General features: G+C 37.0%; 19 protein-coding genes. 13 read left to right on the plus strand and 6 right to left on the minus strand.

Features of this window, described 5'->3' with window-relative positions; genetic code table 11:
- The first annotated feature begins 28 nt into the window (after positions 1-28).
- Positions 29-958, plus strand: coding sequence for an HNH endonuclease (locus tag M3166_RS14840; RefSeq protein WP_251690643.1), 930 nt, complete (start codon positions 29-31; stop codon positions 956-958).
- 96 nt (positions 959-1,054) lie between these two features.
- On the opposite strand, the gene M3166_RS14845 is transcribed toward M3166_RS14840, so the two are convergent.
- From M3166_RS14845 to M3166_RS14865, 5 genes are all read right to left on the minus strand, one after another.
- Positions 1,055-3,601 carry an SNF2-related protein gene (locus M3166_RS14845; RefSeq protein WP_251690644.1) on the minus strand — a complete coding sequence of 849 codons (2,547 nt, stop codon included), beginning with the start codon at positions 3,599-3,601 and terminating at the stop codon, positions 1,055-1,057.
- Complete coding sequence (locus M3166_RS14850) at positions 3,591-4,826, minus strand: hypothetical protein (RefSeq protein WP_251690645.1); 1,236 nt, start codon at positions 4,824-4,826, stop codon at positions 3,591-3,593. Before M3166_RS14850 ends, M3166_RS14845 begins: the two co-directional genes overlap by 11 nt.
- A gap of 322 nt (positions 4,827-5,148) precedes the next feature.
- Positions 5,149-5,604 (minus strand): hypothetical protein, encoded by a 456-nt coding sequence (locus tag M3166_RS14855; RefSeq protein ID WP_251690646.1) that lies wholly within the window; start codon positions 5,602-5,604, stop codon positions 5,149-5,151.
- Between the two features lie 179 nt (positions 5,605-5,783).
- Positions 5,784-6,647, minus strand: a complete 864-nt coding sequence (locus M3166_RS14860; RefSeq protein WP_251690647.1) for a MutH/Sau3AI family endonuclease — start codon at positions 6,645-6,647, stop codon at positions 5,784-5,786.
- A 61-nt stretch (positions 6,648-6,708) separates the two neighbouring features.
- Positions 6,709-7,329, minus strand: coding sequence for a BglII/BstYI family type II restriction endonuclease (locus M3166_RS14865; RefSeq protein ID WP_251690648.1), 621 nt, complete (start codon positions 7,327-7,329; stop codon positions 6,709-6,711).
- A gap of 118 nt (positions 7,330-7,447) precedes the next feature.
- Here M3166_RS14865 and dcm point away from each other — a divergent pair, with 118 nt between their 5' ends.
- Positions 7,448-8,710 (plus strand): DNA (cytosine-5-)-methyltransferase, encoded by a 1,263-nt coding sequence (gene dcm / locus M3166_RS14870; RefSeq protein WP_251690649.1) that lies wholly within the window; start codon positions 7,448-7,450, stop codon positions 8,708-8,710.
- A 196-nt stretch (positions 8,711-8,906) separates the two neighbouring features.
- Positions 8,907-9,425: a very short patch repair endonuclease gene (locus tag M3166_RS14875; RefSeq protein WP_353056583.1), complete on the plus strand. Its 519-nt coding sequence runs from the start codon at positions 8,907-8,909 to the stop codon at positions 9,423-9,425.
- 94 nt (positions 9,426-9,519) lie between these two features.
- On the opposite strand, the gene M3166_RS14880 is transcribed toward M3166_RS14875, so the two are convergent.
- Positions 9,520-10,290, minus strand: a complete 771-nt coding sequence (locus M3166_RS14880; protein ID WP_251690650.1) for an IclR family transcriptional regulator — start codon at positions 10,288-10,290, stop codon at positions 9,520-9,522.
- Between the two features lie 181 nt (positions 10,291-10,471).
- Between M3166_RS14880 and M3166_RS14885 the strand changes: the two genes are divergently transcribed.
- From M3166_RS14885 to M3166_RS14930, 10 genes are all read left to right on the plus strand, one after another.
- Complete coding sequence (locus M3166_RS14885) at positions 10,472-11,452, plus strand: catechol 2,3-dioxygenase (protein WP_251690651.1); 981 nt, start codon at positions 10,472-10,474, stop codon at positions 11,450-11,452.
- 12 nt (positions 11,453-11,464) lie between these two features.
- Positions 11,465-12,373 (plus strand): acetaldehyde dehydrogenase (acetylating), encoded by a 909-nt coding sequence (locus tag M3166_RS14890; protein WP_251690652.1) that lies wholly within the window; start codon positions 11,465-11,467, stop codon positions 12,371-12,373.
- The gene (gene dmpG / locus M3166_RS14895; protein WP_251690653.1) at positions 12,370-13,380 is read left to right on the plus strand and encodes a 4-hydroxy-2-oxovalerate aldolase; all 1,011 of its coding nucleotides are present in this window, start codon (positions 12,370-12,372) and stop codon (positions 13,378-13,380) included. Before M3166_RS14890 ends, dmpG begins: the two co-directional genes overlap by 4 nt.
- Positions 13,381-13,384: 4 nt before the next feature.
- On the plus strand, positions 13,385-14,161 hold the full coding sequence (locus M3166_RS14900; RefSeq protein ID WP_251690654.1) for a 2-keto-4-pentenoate hydratase: 777 nt from the start codon (positions 13,385-13,387) through the stop codon (positions 14,159-14,161).
- Between the two features lie 10 nt (positions 14,162-14,171).
- Complete coding sequence (locus M3166_RS14905; protein ID WP_251690655.1) at positions 14,172-14,984, plus strand: 2-keto-4-pentenoate hydratase; 813 nt, start codon at positions 14,172-14,174, stop codon at positions 14,982-14,984.
- The gene (locus tag M3166_RS14910; protein WP_251690656.1) at positions 14,966-15,172 is read left to right on the plus strand and encodes a tautomerase family protein; all 207 of its coding nucleotides are present in this window, start codon (positions 14,966-14,968) and stop codon (positions 15,170-15,172) included. Before M3166_RS14905 ends, M3166_RS14910 begins: the two co-directional genes overlap by 19 nt.
- On the plus strand, positions 15,159-16,631 hold the full coding sequence (locus tag M3166_RS14915) for an aldehyde dehydrogenase (protein ID WP_251690657.1): 1,473 nt from the start codon (positions 15,159-15,161) through the stop codon (positions 16,629-16,631). The genes M3166_RS14910 and M3166_RS14915 overlap by 14 nt, the downstream gene beginning before the upstream one ends.
- Positions 16,632-16,804: 173 nt before the next feature.
- The gene (locus tag M3166_RS14920) at positions 16,805-18,094 is read left to right on the plus strand and encodes a PucR family transcriptional regulator (protein WP_251690658.1); all 1,290 of its coding nucleotides are present in this window, start codon (positions 16,805-16,807) and stop codon (positions 18,092-18,094) included.
- A 171-nt stretch (positions 18,095-18,265) separates the two neighbouring features.
- The gene (locus M3166_RS14925; RefSeq protein ID WP_251690659.1) at positions 18,266-19,768 is read left to right on the plus strand and encodes a 4-hydroxyphenylacetate 3-hydroxylase family protein; all 1,503 of its coding nucleotides are present in this window, start codon (positions 18,266-18,268) and stop codon (positions 19,766-19,768) included.
- Between the two features lie 20 nt (positions 19,769-19,788).
- Positions 19,789-20,271 carry a flavin reductase family protein gene (locus M3166_RS14930; protein ID WP_251690660.1) on the plus strand — a complete coding sequence of 161 codons (483 nt, stop codon included), beginning with the start codon at positions 19,789-19,791 and terminating at the stop codon, positions 20,269-20,271.
- Positions 20,272-20,749 lie beyond the last annotated feature (478 nt).

Consider the following 20,749-nt stretch of genomic DNA (forward strand, 5'->3'; position numbering starts at 1 on the left):
AGCAAAGAAGAGAAGCGAAGGTGTACGTATGAATTTTTATATAGTAATGCAAGGGCGTACATACGATGAGGCGAAGGAAAAGCAGGTCGTATGGTGCTCAATTTTAGATAATAGTGGACAAACACCACATTCTTGGGAGCGGATGAAGGAAGTAAAGAAGGGCGATGCGATTTTTCACTGTGTCAAAGGAGAAATCGTTGCGATCAGTACTGCTCAGGAAGATTGTGGGGAAGGCGTGAATCCTTTTGATCAATCAGGTGAAGTGGGGCATCAATTCCCGGCGGTGTACGAGGAACTACATTTTCCAGTTTCGATAAAAGAACATTTTGAAGAAATCGAGCCACTGCTCCCGGTCAAGTATTCACCGTTCCAACATAATGGTGACGGCAACCAAGGCTTTTTATATCCTTGTAATGAAATGCTCGCAATCAAACTACTTGAGCTTATGAGTGATGCGAATATTTATGAGGAAAATGAGGAGCAGCTGGAATTTGCTATTGGTCTGATAGCGCAAAAGGAACGTAATACGCTGGCACCAGTATTAATCGAAACTGAAGCGGAAGCAAAGGTGAAAATCCGTAAAGGCCAGCAAAAATTTAGAAAGCAACTGATGCCGTTATGGGACAATCAATGTGCGCTATGCGGAATCTCGCTACCTGGATTATTACGCGCAAGTCATTCAAAACCTTGGAAAGATGCAACAAATGATGAACGACTTGATCCATACAACGGTATTCTACTATGTCATAACCATGATGCGTTATATGACCAAGGCTATATCGCGTTTGATGGAACGGGGAAAATCCATATATCCTCTGAAATTGAGCAGATGGGTTATGTGAAATACGGGATTCATGAGAAAATGCGCGTTGCAAGGGTAGAAGAGAATAAGAAATATTTCAAGTGGCATAAGCGGGAGATTTTTAGGGGAGAGAAAAACGGACTAGAAAATAGCTAGTCCGTTAAAAAGCATTAACTACTGGGTATATTGTTGTTCGCATTCACTCAAATACGCAACTGCCCACTCAGTTTTGGGGGAAATATTTCTCCAAAATTATTTAAATAATTCAAGTATTTCAGTATAGTCAACTTCAGGATCTGGCATGAGTTGCCCACCCTCAATGGCATCGAGCATACGTTGCTCTTTTTCTTTTAAGCGGTCATAAATTTTTTCATCTATTGTGTTGCGTCCGTTTTCCTGTCCTTCAAGCATAAAGTAATAATACTGCGTATAGTCATTCTCTTTTAAACCTAAACGGTGAATGCGATCGCGTGATTGTAACATATGAGTTAAGTTGAAAGAGTACTCTAAATAAATAGCATCATGGCATGTGTGATGTAGAGAAACAGATTCAGCGAGTGTATGTGGATTTGTGATTAATACATCAATTTCACGGCGTTTAAATGCTTCAATAATTTTTTCACGTTCTTGCTGAGGTGTACTACCGTAAATCACAGCAGCTCGAATACCTTTCGCTTTTAATTCAGCATATACTTTGTCGATTGTATTAACAAACATACACCAAATTAAGGCCTGTTTACCTTCTTCATTTAATTCTGTTGCAAGCTCAATAGCTGCGCTGAACTTAGATGTCGTTTTCACCTGACGAATCTTTTGAATTTCCTCCTCTGTAAAGGTAATGACGTCATTATCAAAATTGTTAAACCAATTTGTTTTATTTTCTTCACCATACATTTCAATATGGTTGATAGCTTTTAAAAGTAAGTAGGGATTAGTTGAAGCTTGAATTAAGCGAATATAGAGATGTAATGGATTGCCTGCATATTTTTTGTAGAGTAACTCAATAATTTCTTGTTCAAGATGATTCGCTGGTACGCGAATAATGTCATCAGGATTGGCAGCGGGCACTTCAAGTTCTGTTTTAGTTGTACGCCAGAAGAATGGATAAAGTTTTTGATTAATTTTTTCAATTTTTAGCACATCGGGATCTTTAAGTTCACTTACTTTAAAATTAAAGAACTTTTTATATTCGTCCGTGTAAAGGATGTTTAAAAAATTAAAAATATCTTCATAAGTATTAGGGATAGGGGTACCTGTTAAAACATATTTGTAAACTGGTCTTGTCGCAATTTTTTTTGCAACTTGTGCACGTTTACTACGAACACCTTTAATTTTGTGTACTTCATCAAAAACGAGCATTGTTCGTTCATCGATAATATCACATAAAATTTTCTCGTACTTCTGTAAGGATTCGTAATTGATTAAGATGAGATTTTTCCTTAAACTATTAATTTCCAACTGAATTGCAGGGGATTCCTCATCATGAATATCAAGCAAACTCAATACTTTATTTGGTCCAAAGTTTTCAGCAAATTCTAGTTTCCAAGCGAGGAAGGAGTTTTTAGGACCAATCATAACAATACGGTCGACAGCGTTAATGCTAGGTGAATTTAAATAGGCAAATACACCATAAATCATCGAAGTTTTCCCTGCACCTGGTACAGAAAAGTTCGCTGATTTTTTCATTTGTTGCATGTAAAATGCGCTCCACATTTGTTTATCACGTAATGGACGGTGCAATTCTTTTGATACGATTAATTTAAATTCTTCGAAACGTTCTAAAATTTGAGCATCTTGAGATTTTAGGAGTAGTGCATACTTCGAACGCTCCTCAATCCAATACGCTTGCTGTTCTAAATATGTCGATAAGTCATTACTTACAATAAAATTGAATTTTTTACGATTCGCATATTTTGTAAGAAGCTTAATAACTTCTGTCATCTCAACATATGTTAAATCATTTTTGAAATTCGGATAATCATCATCTAAATATGGTTCTAAACGCTTAATTGCTAAGTCTTTTGTACTTATTTTATAAGAGGTTAAATTATCCTCTAAAAATAATTGTTCCTCATGGATAGATAAAATTAATGCATCGTCTACTAACATTTCTGGATTCAAAATTAATCTCCCTTTATCGTAAGTGATAATTTTTTGCTTAATCACATCATTAATTTCTTTAATGAAGATATTATATTGCTGTGCTTTATCGTTCCATAGATTATCAAATTCCTGGCGAGCTTGAATAATTTTTTGCATATCAAATGGAGAAGTTAACCAAGATGCGGTAATATCAAACGACTCAAAGTTATTCTCTATTGCAGCTTTTGTTTCGTTGTTGGAGCCAGTGAAGTAAATTATATTTCCGGCGGCATCTTCACATAAACCGAATTTTGAATGGAATATACCTGCCGTTTTAAAGCCAATTTTGATTTCAACTTTCCTAAGCGCGATTAAATGCGCTAAATTATGAAAGTTTACTTTTTCCTCAATATTTAATGATTCATCTAACTGAGTTAGTAATGTGTTTGCAAGCTTTTCTCGTAAATCATAGCCTGCTTTGATTAAGCCAAAGTCTTCTTCACTAATATCTTGAGAAATAATGAGCCGCATTTGACCGCCGTTTTTTATCAGACCCTGTAAGCCCCTCGCATAGAGCGAAAGGGCTTTTGAGCTGAAATAGCCGCTTACACGATCGTAAGAAGTTGCTATTTCTAGCACAGGGTTATAAAAATCTTCAGCGATATTAGAGGTGGTTGTATAGTAGGAGGACTTGAAAGGAAGAGATTTAAACTCCAATCTTGTCTCCGAATAATTCTGTAGTTGAGTTAATCTTTTCTAGCAATGTCATAAATTCTTGTTTAGTCGCGGCATCTAAACGAGAAACTTGATCTGTATCGATTGCATCTAAAGCTGAAATAGCACGCTTTAAGTAATCAACAGGTTGCCCTTTAATTGTCTTGAATTGAGTTTCTTGGATTTTATCTTTAATTACCTTTTCTGATTCAACTTTAATTTCTAGCTCTGCATTAATTTCACGGACAACGTCTTTAGTTACATTTTCATGTTCTTGGAATGTTTCGTAAACTTCTTCAACGATATCTTCGTACTCTTCTAAAAACTCTTCACGGTTATCTGCTCGTAAAATTTCTTTTCCAATATCACGGATATATCGAGTTATATCACCACGGTATGGGATAGCTAATGCAGCAAATAATGTTTGCTTTACACGTAAATATTCGGCTTCATCTGATTCATCTTCACGATTTAAAATTCCCATTACCTCCTGTAATGGACCATCTAGATTTAAATCACGAGCAACGTAATATTTTCCTTCTGCATTAATAAATTCTAAAAACTCCACCATTAATGTTGCTTTTTTAATCATTTTTTCTACTTCTGATTTCTTCTTGTTTGTGTTATGAGCATATTCTTCTGGTGTAAATAATGGACGTTCATTTTCATTCGGTCGAACAAGTAACGTATAAATTTCGACTAAATTATCGATTGGGTCGTAATCAACAGGACGTTCTTCCGCATGTTGAAGGTTTAATTCAAGTCGTTTAATGTCAGCATCTGTTAAGCCCTGTGATGCATCTAAAATGACTGCCTCGAAGTATAGGTTTTGACCTTCTTCCTCATTAATTAATGATACACATGTAAAACGACGATTTCCGTCAATAATACGTCCATCGTCTAATACAACCCCCGGTAAACGCTGACCAAACATTTTAATGTTTTTTTTCGTTGCTTCTAAGGCATTGGTGTTTGATTCGATAATATATTGACGTAGCACCTTATTATATGCATCACGATTATTGGGAGATAAGACGTTTCCTTCTGATTCGTAACGGTTTATTGAACTGATAATACGGCCATTTTTATTATTGTAGTATAAGTAGTTTACTGGAATGCGGAATACCTTATGATTTTTGGTTTGACCTTGAATTGTTAATTTTCGTGTAGAATCTGTAGGTAAAATAATCCCTTCATTTCTTAATTCCGTTAATGTTTTAAATGTCATAGCTTAAGTCTCCTTATTTATAAACTTCATCAAAATAAACTTCTTTGTTACAATAGAACTTCATTAATTCTCGCGAGTAGTAAATTTTGGTATTTTGAAGTAATGCGATAATTTTTGATAATTCAATTTCCAGATGATAAGTGAATTTAATTTCATCTATTAAATCATATGCTTCTATAGAATCATAGTATTAATTAGCCATTTTAAGAAAATACTTAAAGAAATATCTTTTCATTGGGATGTAAATATATACCCGGCGTGTAAAGTGACAGCACGAAGCAATATGTATTATTGCATAAGAAAGCCCCCTAAAACAGAGGGCTTAGTAAATCCAATCAAGATATTTTTCTTTGTTTTTAAATAATGTAGTTAATGGTGGAGAGTAGAATAATTTTTCTAGTTCTGCAGATTTCAAAAATTGCTCGAGTTCTGAAAAACTCATTTTTAAATTAAATTTCTGCATCAGCGCTTCAAGTAACTCATCAAGTTCGAGTCGATTATATTTATCAAAAAATATACTTAAGAATTGATCGTATGATGGTTTGGTTGGTGATTTGATGAAGATGTAATGACCGCAAAATTTTAAATACTGTAAGTGACCAGGTCTTTTTAAAATGGATTCATAAAAAGGCGCATCAAAGCCGAAGTCTTCAATAGAATCCGTGAACCCATCCTTTCCTAAAGATGATAATGTGAAAAATTGGTTATCGTTAACAAAATTTTCAACAGCATTTTTATAACCTTTGATGGTTTGTTTTTGTATTTGAGCGTTAGCCAATGCCTTTTCGGTTAAATATGTTGTATTATCTATTTTAAATATCGAATAATTATTTTCTAAGTTTTCTAATGTACGCGATACAAAGCTTGTTTGCCAGATTGGATTTTCTGGTAGTTCAAAATAGCGATCCTTAAAAATGTTTTTGTGAAAGTATTCGCTAGCATTTTCAAAAATAGCACTTATTGTATAGGGGGGGAAAGATTGAAACCTATTAAATTAAGTGCTTGCTGGTTAACATCGAATTCGCTAAAACTACTATCTACGCTTTTAGCGATATCAATAAATTGAGTAATCGTATAGATTTCTTCTGTTAATAGATGCTTAAATGAATCGTAATAATAGGGTTGTTTTTCATTGTGTACTTCTTTGTTTTGTAGTGGAGGCATAGTAGCTAAAATTCTGCCAATAAAAGAAGCGTTAATCCAATAAGCCTGTTTCGTAATTAACTGACCATCTGGTAATGGCGTTACATCATTTGCATTTTGAGCTTTTGGACGTATATGCATAATTTTAGAGTCGCTTGAAGAAGGAAGGTCATTTGTTGTAATTGTTTTTGAGCCACGTATTACTTTAGTTAAAGTAACGCCCACTTTAAGTTTCGTATTCAACAAATGCCAAAAATGCTTTAACTCGTTTTCAATTAGATTTTCGGGCATTTTCCAACTATGTAATCCTCTAAAAAAGAATGTCCCATTATAAGACTGGAAAACTACAAATAAAAAAGTAGTATTCGTAAATTTTTTTTTTAAAAAGCTAGAATCCCATTGTTCCTTAACAACTTCATGAAAATTAACTTGTTCAAAGGACATAGATTCTTTAGGCTTCATATTTTCTTGAAGCCGAACAGTTTTTATAAGTATATTTTGTTTTTTTAAGTCGTTTATATTCATGTGGAAATAATTGAACATGGAATTAGATAATGTGCTAATTGTTGTCTTGTTACTAATTAAATCAGCATTAAGCCCTGTAATTTCCCCTATTTCTTTTACCGACTTGTGTTCGAAAATTTTAAAACTAGTTATATAAGTACATATGTTTTCCATTTTAACTCCTCCCTGTTAGTTAGTGTAATTGTAGTGAGAAGGAAGTGCTATGTTGATTGAACTATTGTTTAACATTGACCATCCCTAAATTTTTCCCTGTTATAGAATCCTTTTCATGAGAAATATAAAATTTATTTAACCCATGAAGTCCAATAATTAATGTTGGAACAGTTAATTGTGTGTTTAAAGGCTTAAGGTACTGGATGTATTTTTCGAATGATCCAATAGCATTATCGAATCCTCCACTCCTTTTTAAATCATTTGTAGCTGTTATAACGATAGCAATTTTTGTTTGAATGGCTTTTTCGACGTGGTTCAGTTCACTAGCAAGTACAGGTTTTAGTAAATTCCACGCAATAACGCTACCATGATTAAATCCAACTTCAATAGAAATAGTATTTTTAGCGAAATCGAGGCGCCAAGTATCATCTTTATAATTGGGGTCTTTAAAGATTGAACTTTCACTAAACCAACCTTTTTCGGATAGACGTTCTTTAATTATACTATTAATTGATTTTGATATACTTTTCCCTCTTTTTTCGCCTCTACTTAGAAATTCAGATATAATTTCTTCTTCAGTTATACTATGTAGAGCTTGTTTTATTTCTGACCAAGTATAAATAAATTCAGAGTCATTCAATATTGTATGTGCATGACGATGTTGATATATTTTAAAATCCATTAATATGCCCCCCCTATAGAAATTATAGCATGATATAAAATTTCACAGGCTAAACATAACGGTTGATCTTTTGAATTTTATCGTTTATAATTATTCCATGAAAGAAAGGATGTTCGCTATGACAAAAAGTACTCTGAATGTAGTCGAGTTATTTGCAGGAGTGGGCGGGTTTCGATTAGGTTTAGAAAAGGCGAACGCTGAAATTTTCAACACAGTGTGGGCAAACCAATGGGAGCCTTCTCGCAAAGTGCAACATGCATTTGAATGTTACAAAAGAAATTTTGTGACTGGAATAGATGAATATAGTAATACGGATATTTCTAAAGTGCCCGAAAGTAATATAAATAAGTGGGGAATTGACGTTTTAGTAGGAGGATTTCCATGCCAAGACTACTCAGTGGCCCGAAGTCTGAATAACGAAAAAGGTTTGGAAGGGAAAAAGGGTGTTCTTTTTTGGGAAATAAAACGGATGATTGAACATTCTCATCCTAAATATGTCTTGCTTGAGAATGTAGACCGCTTATTAAAATCTCCTTCTAAGCAGCGTGGGCGTGACTTTGCTGTAATGCTTGCAACGTTTCGCGATTTAAATTATATAGTGGAATGGCGTGTTGTGAATGCTGCAGAAGTAGGCGGGGTTCAAAAACGACGGCGAATTTTTATTTTTGCATATAAAAATCATTTGGATTTTGCTCTGAAGCAGAAAAAATTCACACCAGATAAAGTTGTATTTAAAGAAGGTTTCTTTGCAAAAACTTTTCCGGTAAAAAAAGAACCGTATAAAAATCGTGTAAATACTATTGAACTCCCTAAAGACTTAGTGGGGATTTCCGATACCTTCGCACATGAATTTCATCCGGCTGGCATCATGATTGATGGAGATGTATTTACGGCACATACGGAGATTCTAAATGAAAGTTTTACGCCACTTAAAGAAATTTTGCAAGATGAAGCTGAAGTGGATGAAAGCTTTTATTTAACAGAGGAACAGATAATGAAGTTTGCTTATTTACGCGGGCCTAAAAAAATAGAACGCACTTCAGCAGAAGGGTTTAAATATATTTTTGCTGAAGGTGGTATGTCTCCGACGGATGATGTTAATGGACCAGGACGTACTATGTTGACGAGCGAAGGTACTACGAATCGAAGCACTCACATTGTTGAGATAAACGGTAGAAAACGTTTCTTAACACCTGTTGAATGTGAAAGATTAAATGGCTTCCCTACAAATTGGACAGAAGGAATGCCCAATCGTATGCGCTACTTCTGTATGGGAAATGCACTGGTTGTTGACCTTATTGAAAAAATGGGTGAAACCATTCTTAAAATTGACCAAGAGGAAACAGTAAGTTTTACTCAAACTGCTTTAAAGTTAAATTAATAATTAGTTAAAGTCCTTAATTGTATGCTGTTTGGCTTACAATTACAGGACTTTTTTAGTTTTAAGTGTTTATATTAACAAATTCAATCAATTAATAGATGGTCACCAATTCTATTGTAGAATCCTTATACGATATGCTTATCTTCAATTCATCAAGGGAAATGATACAAAAAAGCAGCTGACTGGAGTGATACTCATGGCAGATAAAGTTTCACCTGAAGAACGAAGTAGAATTATGGGGAAAATCCGAGCTCAGTCAAAACTGGAAAATCGTCTTTCTAAGGAATTGTGGAAAAGAGGAATCAGGTTCAGAAAAAATACACGAAAACTATTTGGTACTCCCGACATTTCCATTAAAAAATACAAAATTGTCGTCTTCGTGGACTCGTGTTTTTGGCATATGTGTCCTATACACGGCAATAGACCGAAAAGCAACCAGGAGTTCTGGGATAAAAAGCTTTTACGCAACCAAGAGCGCGATAGGGAAGTCACAGAATATTACTTGGAAAAGGGCTGGCATATAAAGAGAATATGGGAGCATGAGATAAAGAAAGATATAAATCAAGTTACCGATGATCTGGTTGATTTCATAAATAAGGTCCGGTTTAGCGAAACAAGTAATTCCTCAATAAATACCAACGATATGCTCCAATGTGGTCCGGCCGAAGAAGATGCGTCAATACTAGCTACAGAAGAACCAAATGAAAAGCATTAGGGACGCTAGACAAATTTATATTTAAAAATACTAATTAAGGGGTTGTCCGAATATCGGGACAACCCCTTATAATTTTTTTCACCAACCCCAACCCTCACTGAAAAGACAAATACCCAATCTTTTTCGTAATTTTGGCAGACTCTTCACGAAGTAATCTTATATAGTAATTTATTTTTTCATCTGTTAACCGATTGGTAGGGGCAACAATATTAATTGCTGCAATTACTTTACTCTGCTGGTTTTTGATGGGTACGGCAATGGATGTCATATTGGTGCGGTACTCGCCTCGTACAACGGCATATCCTTTTTCCTTCGTGTTTTGCAACTCTTTTTGCAACAGATTAGCATCTACTATCGTACGTGGGGTAAATCTCATAAAAGGTTGGTCAAGGATTCGTTTAATCGTATTAGTGCTGCTGTACGCCAATAATACGCGGCCGCTTGCAGTACAGTGCAAATAATTTGAGTGGCCGATATGTGATTCTACTTCGACCGTTTGCTGGTTTGATAATTTATTAAGATAAACAATGGCATCATTTTTCAAAATGGCTAAATGAGAAGTTTCCCCGGTTAACGTAATGAGTTTCATCATACTTTCTAACGTCACATCGTAAATATCCAAATGTTTTAAATAAATGGAGTTCAGTTCAATTAGTGATATGCCCAATTCGTACTTGGCATTATTTTTAGCTTTTGTTACAAAGCCCTCTGATTCCAATGTTTTTAAAAGTCTGTGTACACTGCTTTTACTAATCCCCAATTCATCTGCCAAGTCCAACACGCCTTTTTGATAATCGTTTATTTTAAAAGCCTTCAAAATTTTCAATGCGTTTTTAACGGAATGTAGCTCGCCATTATTCTTCATTTGCAACCCCCATTGAAATTCTATTTGATGTTTATATTATTCTCTAAAAAACATTTTTCACCTTTCCCGCATAGAGGGAATTTCGTGTTGTATATAACAAAATAACAGTTAATATTAATTTACAATCTATTTTGATTTTTCAGAAAATAGAGCGAAAAATAACATTCAAGGGGGATTAATCATGAATAATTATGTAGAGCCAATCTTTGATGTAGCACAAATCGCACATGTTGAGGTACTTTCTAACACGCCGGAGGAATCGATTAAATTTTACACAGAAATGTTAGGTATGGCCGTTGTAGATGTTATTGAAAATCAAACTTTTTTACGTGCTTATGAAGAAAATTATAAATACTCCTTAATTATTACTGAATCTGATTATTCAGGTTTAGGACATGTAGCATGGCGCACAACATCTCCACAAGCATTAGAGCGTCGGGTTAAGGCGATTGAGGCGAGTGGGTATGGTATTGGTTGGCAAAACGAAAATTATGGACATGGACCTTCTTATGCATTTACAACTCCTGATGGTCATAACATGGAAGTCTTTTGGGAAGTAGAATACTTTGATTGTCCTGAAGAGAACAAGTCTAAGTTACTTTCTCGATTTAGTAAGCGTCCAAATCGTGGTGTCCCGGTACGTCGATTAGACCATATTAATTTATTCTCATCAAATCCTAAAGCTGATACAGAATTTTTAGTTGAAGTATTAGGCTTTAAACTTCGCGAACAAATTGTTGATGGAGAGTTTGTCGTAGGATCATGGATTAGTGCTTCTAACCTTGTTCATGAAATCGCTTTCATGGCTGAGCCTACAGGGGCTAAAGGAAAATTACATCATATTTGCTATTGGTATGGTATACCTCAAAACTTATACGAAGTTGGCGATTTGTTGAAAGACCATGGTTACTTTATTGAAATCCCACCGAATAAGCATGGGGTTAGCCAAGCATTTTGTATGTATGCCTATGAACCAAGCGGGTTGCGGGTTGAATTGTTTGGAGATGCAGGCTACTTGATCTTTGACCCGGATTGGAAAACGATTACTTGGCAAATGGCCGATGTTCCAGGTAACGGAGATACTTGGATAGGGGCGGCTTTCCCTGACTCGTTCTGGACATATGGTGTAGGTAAAATAGCTGAAAAAGTTACAAACGAATAGAGGGGTTAGCAGATGACTAAAGTTCCAGTAGCAATTTTAGGAAGCGGCAACATCGGTACAGACTTGATGATGAAAATCTTAAAAGCTGATGGACATTTAGATTTAGTTCTGGTGGCAGGTATTGATCCTGCCTCAGACGGTCTAAAGCGTGCCAAAGAAGCGGGGATAGCAACAACTGCAAAGGGGATTCACGGGATTATCGAACACGGTTCCGCACAAATAGTTTTTGATGCCACGAGTGCGTATTCGCATATTGAACACGCTAAAATCCTTAAAGAAAATGGCATTGTGGCGATCGATTTAACGCCTGCAGCAATCGGTCCGTATGTTATTCCAAGTATTAATATAGAAGAACATATCAATGAAATGAATATCAATATGGTGTCCTGCAGCGGGCAGGCTACAACGCCGCTTGTTTATGCAGTGAGCCAAATTGCGGAAGTGCTTTACAGTGAAATTATCGCTACGATTTCAAGCCCGTCCATTGGTTTAGGTACACGCCAGAACCTGGATGAATTTACGATCACAACTGCGAATGCAGCAAAATTAGTGGGCGGTGCACAATCAGCACGCGCAATGCCGGTCATCAACGCAGCAGAGCCGCCTATTTTAATGAATAATACGGTATATGCGGTACTTGAAGACGACATTGATCCAATTCAATTACAGAAATCTGTAGAAGATGTCGTGCAAAAGGTGAAGCAATATGTACCAGGTTACCGATTGAAAGGGCAACCGATTGTCGATCAACGCGAAACACCTTGGGGCAACCGTAAAGTGGTCATTATTATGAATGAGGTAGAAGGCGCGGGAGATTATTTCCCGAAATATGCCGGTAATCTCGATATTATGACTGCTGCGGCTTTACAAGTTGGAGAAAAGATAGCAGAAAATATGCTGAAAGGAGCTGCTTTAAAGTGACCAATATCATAATCGGGGACACTACATTACGTGATGGTTCACATGCAGTCAGCCATTCTTTTACCCCACAATTTGTTGGGAAAATCGTTACTGAATTAGCGGCAGCAAATGTTCCTTTGATCGAAGTGAGTCATGGTGCAGGACTTCAAGGCTCCACGATTCAGCAAGGCTTTTCTAAATACGATGAAATGAAGCTGATTGAGGCTGCTGTAAAAGTAAAAGGCCAATCTAAAATTGCTTCATTGTTCGTTCCAGGCATTGGAACACGTCCGGCCATTGTAGAAGCCGCCAATATTGGAATTGATGCACTCCGTATCGCAGTTCACTGTACAGAGGCGAATATCTCACAACAATATTTTGAAGAAGCGAAAAAGCAAAATCTAGGTGCTTACGGATTTTTGATGATGAGCCACAGTACGACACCGCAGCGTTTAGCGGAAGAAGCGAAGAAAATGGAAGAGTATGGTGCAGACGGTGTATATATCGTCGATTCTGCCGGTGCATTAGTGCCAAAAACAGTCATTGAACGGATACATGCATTAAAAGAGACACTGTCAATTCAGATAGGATTCCATGGTCATAATAATTTAGGGTTGGCAGTTGGCAACTCGTTAACAGCGATTGAACATGGTGCGACATTAATTGATGGGACACTTCGCGGATTAGGTGCAGGTGCGGGGAATGCACCATTGGAAGTCCTTATTGCAGCAATGGTGAAATCGAATATAGAAACACCAATCGTCCTTTCAACACTGATGAATGCTGCGGAAGAATTAGTGGCTCCAGAAATGCATTACTTGCCGTTTATTGACCGTGAAAATTTATCATCAGGATATGCCGGTGTGTACAATAGTTTCCTGTTACACGTAAGAAAAGCTGCAGAAAAATTCCAAGTAAATCCGGTAAGTATTATCGAAGAACTTGGGAAGCGAAATGCCGTTGCAGGACAGGAAGACTGGATTATCGATGTTGCAATGGAACTATCTACAAAGAAAGTTGAGGTCTGATAGTATGTCAAATGCACAAGGGTTTGCTTCAATGCTTTTGGAAGCTGAGCAGACGAAGGCACCAATTGAACCGTTCACACAGCTTGCGCCTACAATTTCTTTAGAGCAGGCTTATGAAATCCAACTTGCTTATGTAGAGCAAAAAAAACAGGCTGGCCATAAAGTCATCGGTAAAAAAATTGGCGCTACGAGTAAAGCAATTCAAAATATGTTCAACGTTAATCAGCCGGATTACGGTCATTTATTCGATTATATGTTGTACAAATCGGGTGATACGATCAACATTGATCAACTGATTCAGCCTAAAGTTGAATCAGAACTTGCCTTCGTTTTAAAAGAAGATATTAAGGGTCCTAATATAACACCTCTAGATGTCCTATTGGCGATTGATTATATTGTGCCGGCATTTGAAATAATCGACAGCCGTATTGCAGATTGGCGAATTAAATTTGAAGATACGGTATCAGATAACGGCTCGTCAGGCTTGGTCGTATTAGGAGAACAACGTCTTTCGATTTATGATATTGACTTAACAACAATCGGTTTAAATACGTATCAGAACGGCGAACTCATTGAAATGGGTACAGGAAGTAATGTTTTAGGCAGTCCGATTAACTCTGCGGTTTGGTTAGCGAACGCATTACATCAATTTAATGTCCCGCTACTTGCTGGCGAAGTGATTTTAACTGGCGCATTTACATCGGCGTTACCAATAAAAAAAGGTGATCATTTTAAGGCAGCCTTCGGACAAATTGGTTCGGTTGAAGTGAAGTTTGTATAGGGGGATTCATATGACGAGTATTACTAAATTATCGGTTGTAGATGAGTTGTATTGGGCTGAAAAAAATGCGCAAACACTTGAACAGTTTGCCAATAAAATAGATGGTTTCTCAGAGCGTGAAGCTTATGAAATTCAGCAGTTACTAGTAGATAAAAAAATAGAGCAAGAACAAACGGAACAAATCGGGTGGAAGTTGGGACTAACATCAAAAGCAAAACAGCAGATGATGGGGGTTCATGAACCGTCATATGGGGTGCTTTTAAAGAACATGTACTTAATCGAAGGCGGTAAACATGATTTGACACCATACATCCATCCGAAACTGGAACCAGAACTCGCTTTCGTTTTAAAGAAGCCGTTAAATGGTTCACCAACATTAGAAGATGTAATCGATGCAATTGATTTTGTGTTGCCGGCATTTGAAATCATTGATAGTAGATTTGAACGCTTTAAGTTTACATTGCTTGATGCGATTGCCGATAATTCATCCTCGAGTCGGTATATTTTGGGCAACCGTCCAATAAAACTGGATGCCGATTTTATTGATGCATTAGGGGTTGTTTACTACAAAAATGGAGAAATCGTTGCTTCGACAACATCCGGTGCGGTGATGCAAAATCCGCTTATAAGCATTCAGTGGTTAGCGGAAAAGCTGCATGAGCGTAACTTGCATTTAAAACCGCGTGACTTAATTTTAAGCGGATCCATTAGTGAAGCAATTGAAATAAAACCGGGGGATTTTTTCCATGCAAGTTTCCAAAGCTTAGGGACGATTTCGGTTTCATTTACTGGAGGTGCGGCAGAGTGCCATTCATCCAAGTAACAATTTTAGAGGGCCGTACACCCGAACAAAAAGAGCGCCTTATTGAACAATTGAGCAAAACAGCCAGCGATGTATTGGATGCGCCACTGGAAACCGTGCGCGTACATTTACAGGAAACGGCTGCAACACATTGGGGCATAGCAGGGAAATCCGTTGCCAAAAGGAGAGAGACAGATGCTAACAACTGAAAAAGAAGTGTTAACGGTTAATCATTTTATTAATGGACAATACAGACAATCTGCAACAAAGAAAACATTTGAAGTACATGATCCTTCCAACCAACGTTTAATTGCGATTGTTTCGGAAGCATCCGAAGAGGACGTTACAGAAGCTGCCAACAGTGCGCGTCAAGCTTTTGAACATAGTGAATGGCGTACAATGCCGTTAGCGGAGCGTTGTGCGAAAATTCGCAGGATGGCTGATATAATCGTGGAACGAAAAGAAGAAATTGCCCGCCTTGAAGCAATGGATGTAGGGAAGCCTTATCAGCATGCAGTCGGCTCCGATATCCCACGTGCTGCCCATAATTTGCGGTTCTTTGCAGATTTCGTAGAGAAGCAAGGGGATGAAGCGTATCCAATGGATGAAAACTTTATCAACTATACACGCTATGAGCCTGTTGGTGTAGCCGGTCTAATTACGCCTTGGAATGCACCATTTATGTTAACGACTTGGAAATTGGGTCCATGTCTGGCAGCGGGGAATACAGCTGTCATTAAGCCGGCTGAATTGACGCCATTATCGGTTTCACTTCTTGGAGAAATTGCACAACAGGCAGGCATTCCTGATGGGGTCGTAAACGTGATTCATGGAAGCGGAAAAACGGTTGGTACATGGGTAACGGAACAGCCTGAAATTGATTTGATTTCATTTACAGGATCGACTGTTACAGGTAAACAGATTATTAAAAATGGCGCGGATACATTGAAGAAAACATCATTTGAGCTTGGCGGGAAAGCAGCGAATATTATTTTCGAAGATGCGGATTTATCAAAAGCTGTACCGACATCGATTCAGGCAGCATTTTTAAATTCTGGGCAAGTTTGTTTAGCCGGTTCACGCATTTTAGTGCAGCGTACAATTTTAGACGAATTTTTGGATAAATTTAAAGCGGCAGCAGAGGCGCTAGTCGTTGGTGATCCGCAAGACCCGAAAACGACGACAGGGCCGTTAGTAAGTAAAGTTCAATACGATAAGGTGAATTATTATATTGAATTGGCCAAAGAAGAAGGGGCAAAACTGGTTACAGGTGACCAGCCGCTACAATTATCGGATGATCTGGAGAAGGGCTACTACATTGCCCCAACAATTTTCCTGCATCATGATCCGAATGCACGTACTTGTCAGGAAGAGATTTTTGGTCCGGTCGTAACGATTTTACCGTTCGATACGGAAGAAGAAGCTTTAACGATTGCGAACAATACGGATTATGGCTTAAACGGGGTCATTTGGACAGAAAATCTAAAGCGAGCACACCGTGTGTCACATGCCGTACGTGCTGGGACCATTTGGGTGAATTGCTGGTTTGTTCGTGATTTACGTGTTCCATTTGGCGGCTTCAAAAAGAGCGGTGTTGGTCGAGAAGGTGGACGTCATAGTATGGAATTCTTTACGGAAGCGAAGAATATTTGCATCTCCTTGAACTAAAATGCTTATCATCCTATTTGGAAACCAAATGGGGTGATAAGCTTTATTTAGATTGAAGGCAGAAATAGATTTTGAAATGGTTACTACTGGTGTGTATTGAAGCGCTAATTCCAAGAAATAGATAAATAGATGTTGAGTAGAGATTGAATTATATATTGAAAGGCGTGGATTTATTGTTAAATTTTGATTTGGAAAAAAAGCATACAACCTTTATACCAATGCAAAACCTGGAGCAACAAATCGATGTGAATAAGATGGCTAAGGAAAATCTGCAACTGAAAAATGTAATCGCAATCTACAATAAATTAAATGAAATGCTCGTACAAAAACAAAATTTAATTGAAATATTAAAGGAATGTAACCAAATGGTAGGAAGAGAGATTGCTTTATTTGATCTTGAAGGGGAACTTAGCTATTCATCCTGTCAATCGGTACTCCTGGAAAACTTTATTCTGGAATATAAAAAGAAATATACGAATTGGAAGTTTCGGGAGCAGCGCGAAATCAATTTGGACAGCGGGAAAATCCTTATTTCACCGATAACAGTCGATCAGGAAGTCTTCCAATATTGCGGATTTTTCTATCGTAAAGATGAAATCATCACAGAAGAAGAAAAACTGATACTCGAGCGAATCAGCACTATCTGCAGTATTGTTCTCATCAATAAAAAAGCGATGTTTGATGCAAATGAACGAATGAAAGCCGTGTTATTCGAAAAGCTTCTTATTGGAGAAATTACGGATTATAAAGAGTTGTTACGGGAATTGAAATTATTGAATATTTATGTGCAGGAAAGTTACCATATCGCTTATATTTCCTTTAACTACAAAGATAAATCAAGTGATGACAATTTACAGATGTTTGTAAAAGTGTATCGTGAAATCGTGAACTTCTTTAAAAATCTAAATCTGGAAGTACTAATTGTTCAACGAGGTCAAGGGGTTTTATGCTTTGTTCCGCTTGCTTTTGATGACCCACTATTGGACGGGGCGCCTGAAAAATTTCTGCATTCAATCGATAAATATCAGGATTCGATTATTTGCCGTGTCGGTATAAGTTCAACAACCAATACATTGGAATGTCTCAATCAATCAATTAAAGAGGCAATCATTGCTGAAAGAATGGCCACTGCCAATGAAACGGTCAGTCATTTTGAGGATATCGGCATACTTGGGGCATTATTATATACGGAACATCATCAATTACTTAGAAGTATAGTAGAAAGAGATCTTCTGGAAATTCTCCATCAAGAGGACTTGATGCATACTCTTTATTATTTTTTAGATAATGGCGGTAATTTGGAGAAGACAGCCAAGTTAACGAATTTATCTGTCGGAGGGGTCAGGTATCGTTTGCAAAATATAAAGGAGTTATTACAAATCGATTTACGTTGTCCTAAAATCCGATTTCAGCTTTTGTTAAATTTAAAAGTACTTAAAGTATTAAATCTCCCCGCAATTTAAATTAGTATTTATAGATCATTTAACGACTAAATCAGGTCGTTAAGTAATTTTTTTATTTTGAAACTAACATTAGCTGTTAGTGAAAACAAAAATTTTAGACAGGAACTGCAATATGTGAAAACGCTTTCCTCAATTACACTAATGCTAACAAATCAAAGGGGGTTATAAGTTATGTATACTGGTAAAAGTTACTTGGAAAGCCTAAATGATGGTCGTGTTGTTTATTTAAATGGTGAAAAGATTGATAATGTCGTAGAACATCCCGCCTATGAAAATTCTGCAAAATCATATTCACGTCTTTATGATTCATTGCATGATCCGGAAAAACAGTCAATATTAACAGGAATTAATGAGTATGGTGACCGTACACATAAATTTTTTATAGCTCCAAAGAATGCGGACGATTTATTAGGAGCGCGTGATGCTATTGCAGAATGGTCTAAATTAAATTTTGGATTTATGGGCCGCACACCTGATTACAAAGCTTCGTTCCTCGGACATTTAAATGCCTACTCGGACTACTATGTAGGTTTTGAAGATAATGCAAAAGCATGGTATCAAAAAGCATCGAAAGAGCTACCATTTGTCAATCATACGGTCATCAACCCACAAATGGATCGTTCAAAACCATTGCATGAAAATAAAGACGTTTTCGTTCGTGTAGTGAAAGAAAGAGATGATGGGATTATCGTAAAAGGGGCAAAAATGGTAGGGACATCCGCTGCGTTGACTCATTATAATTTTGTCGCTAACTACGGACCTAAATCCCTTGGTGATGGAGATGTAAGTCATGCGTTGATTTTCTTATTGCCAATGAATGCGCCGGGATTAAAAATGATCAGTCGTCAATCATATGAGTTTAGTGCTAAAGTAAACGGTTCTCCATTCGACTATCCTTTATCAAGCCGTTTTGATGAAAATGATGCGGTTATTGTTTTGGATAATGTATTTATTCCATGGGAAGATGTTCTTGCTTATAAAAATGTAGAAGTCTCTAACAATTTCGTGCCGGCCACACATTTCGTCAATCGCTTCAGCTTCCACGGGTGTACGCGCTTAGGTGTTAAGCTGGACTTTATGTTAGGACTAATTTTAAAAGCAACGGAGTCTTCTGGTACGCATCAATTTAGAGGTGTTCAAGCAAATATAGGAGAAATAGTTGCGATGCGAAATATGATTTGGTCATTATCTACAGCTATGGCGACAAACCCTGATATAGGTATGAGCGGAATTGCTGTTCCTAATGGTGAAGCTGCCAGTGCATATCGCGTCCTTGCACCGGAAGTATGGGTAAAGGTCGTTCATATTTTCGAACAAGTAGTTGCAGGAGGTCTAATTCAGCTACCGTCAAGTGCTGCTGATTTCAATAACCCTGAAATTCGTCCTTACTTAGATGAGTATTATCGCGGCTCAGGTGTAGATGCTGAATCACGTGTGAAATTATTGAAAATGGTATGGGATGCAATCGGTTCTGAGTTTGGTGGGCGCCATGAATTATACGAAGTGAACTATGCAGGCAACCATGAAAACATTCGACTGGAAGCGTTATACCATGGTATGGCTACTGGGAATGTGGATTATTTCAAATCTGTCGTGGACAGTGCGATGTCTGACTACGATTTAAATGGATGGACGAACCCGGTCTGGAAAACAAAATCAAACGTTACAATATAAGAGGAAAAGAGGGGAACTTAATGACAGCACTTTCGTTTAGACAAGCAATGGGACAATTTGCAACAGGTGTCACGGTTATTACTACTTTAAATGATGCAGAGCCACATGGAATGACTGCGAATGGTTTTATGTCAATTTCACTCGATCCTGAATTGGTCGCAATTTCAATCGGACATAAGGCAGCAACATTAAATAAAATCAAAGCGTCAAATATTTTCGGCGTTAGTATTTTACAGTCTGAACAAATCGACATTTCCAAAAGATTCGCAGGTCAAATTCAAGTAGAAAGTACTTTTGAGTTTGAGTATGTCGACAATTTTCCACTTATCCCTAATTCAATCATGCGCACAGTTTGTGAAGTAGTTGAACAAATCGAGGCAGGCGATCATACAATCTTTTTAGGCAAGCCGAAGTTAATTGAAGTTAATGAAGGCAATCCGCTATTATTTTATCAAGGGAAATATCGGGAAGTTGAAGAGCTGGAAGTAATTCAAAAAGCTTAAATCTTATTAAAGTGAAGAAAAGCTCCAAACGTTCGAAGGTTCCAAAGCTGAGGCTGGGATTTTGAATGATTGGAGTTTTTGATTTTCCGTTTATATAGCAGGTGGTTTAATGATAGATGGAAGAGATGTAGTTTGATTTTATAACAGTTTTATTTAGTGAATTTAGTTCGGAAGGAGAGGGAGCATGAGATTTTTCGGCTGGTTTTAGTATTTATTTCGGGAACATTTAAATAAGAAGAGAGTAGGGTGAAATAAAAAAGATAAAAAAAGTTATTTAAAACTGTTGACGTTTAATAGAATAGGATGTATAGTTATATAAGTCGCCGGGAGTTACCGAGACAAACGAAACAAAATGAACCTTGAAAACTGAACAAGCAACGTTAATGAAACAAGCTTCTTAAATGAAGCAAACAATAGATTTCAACTTCTAACGAAGTTGGATCGCTAGCAAAGCAAATGAGCTTTCAAACTACTTTTA

Origin of the sequence: Solibacillus isronensis, assembly GCF_023715405.1 — a bacterium.
GTDB lineage: Bacteria > Bacillota > Bacilli > Bacillales_A > Planococcaceae > Solibacillus > Solibacillus isronensis_B.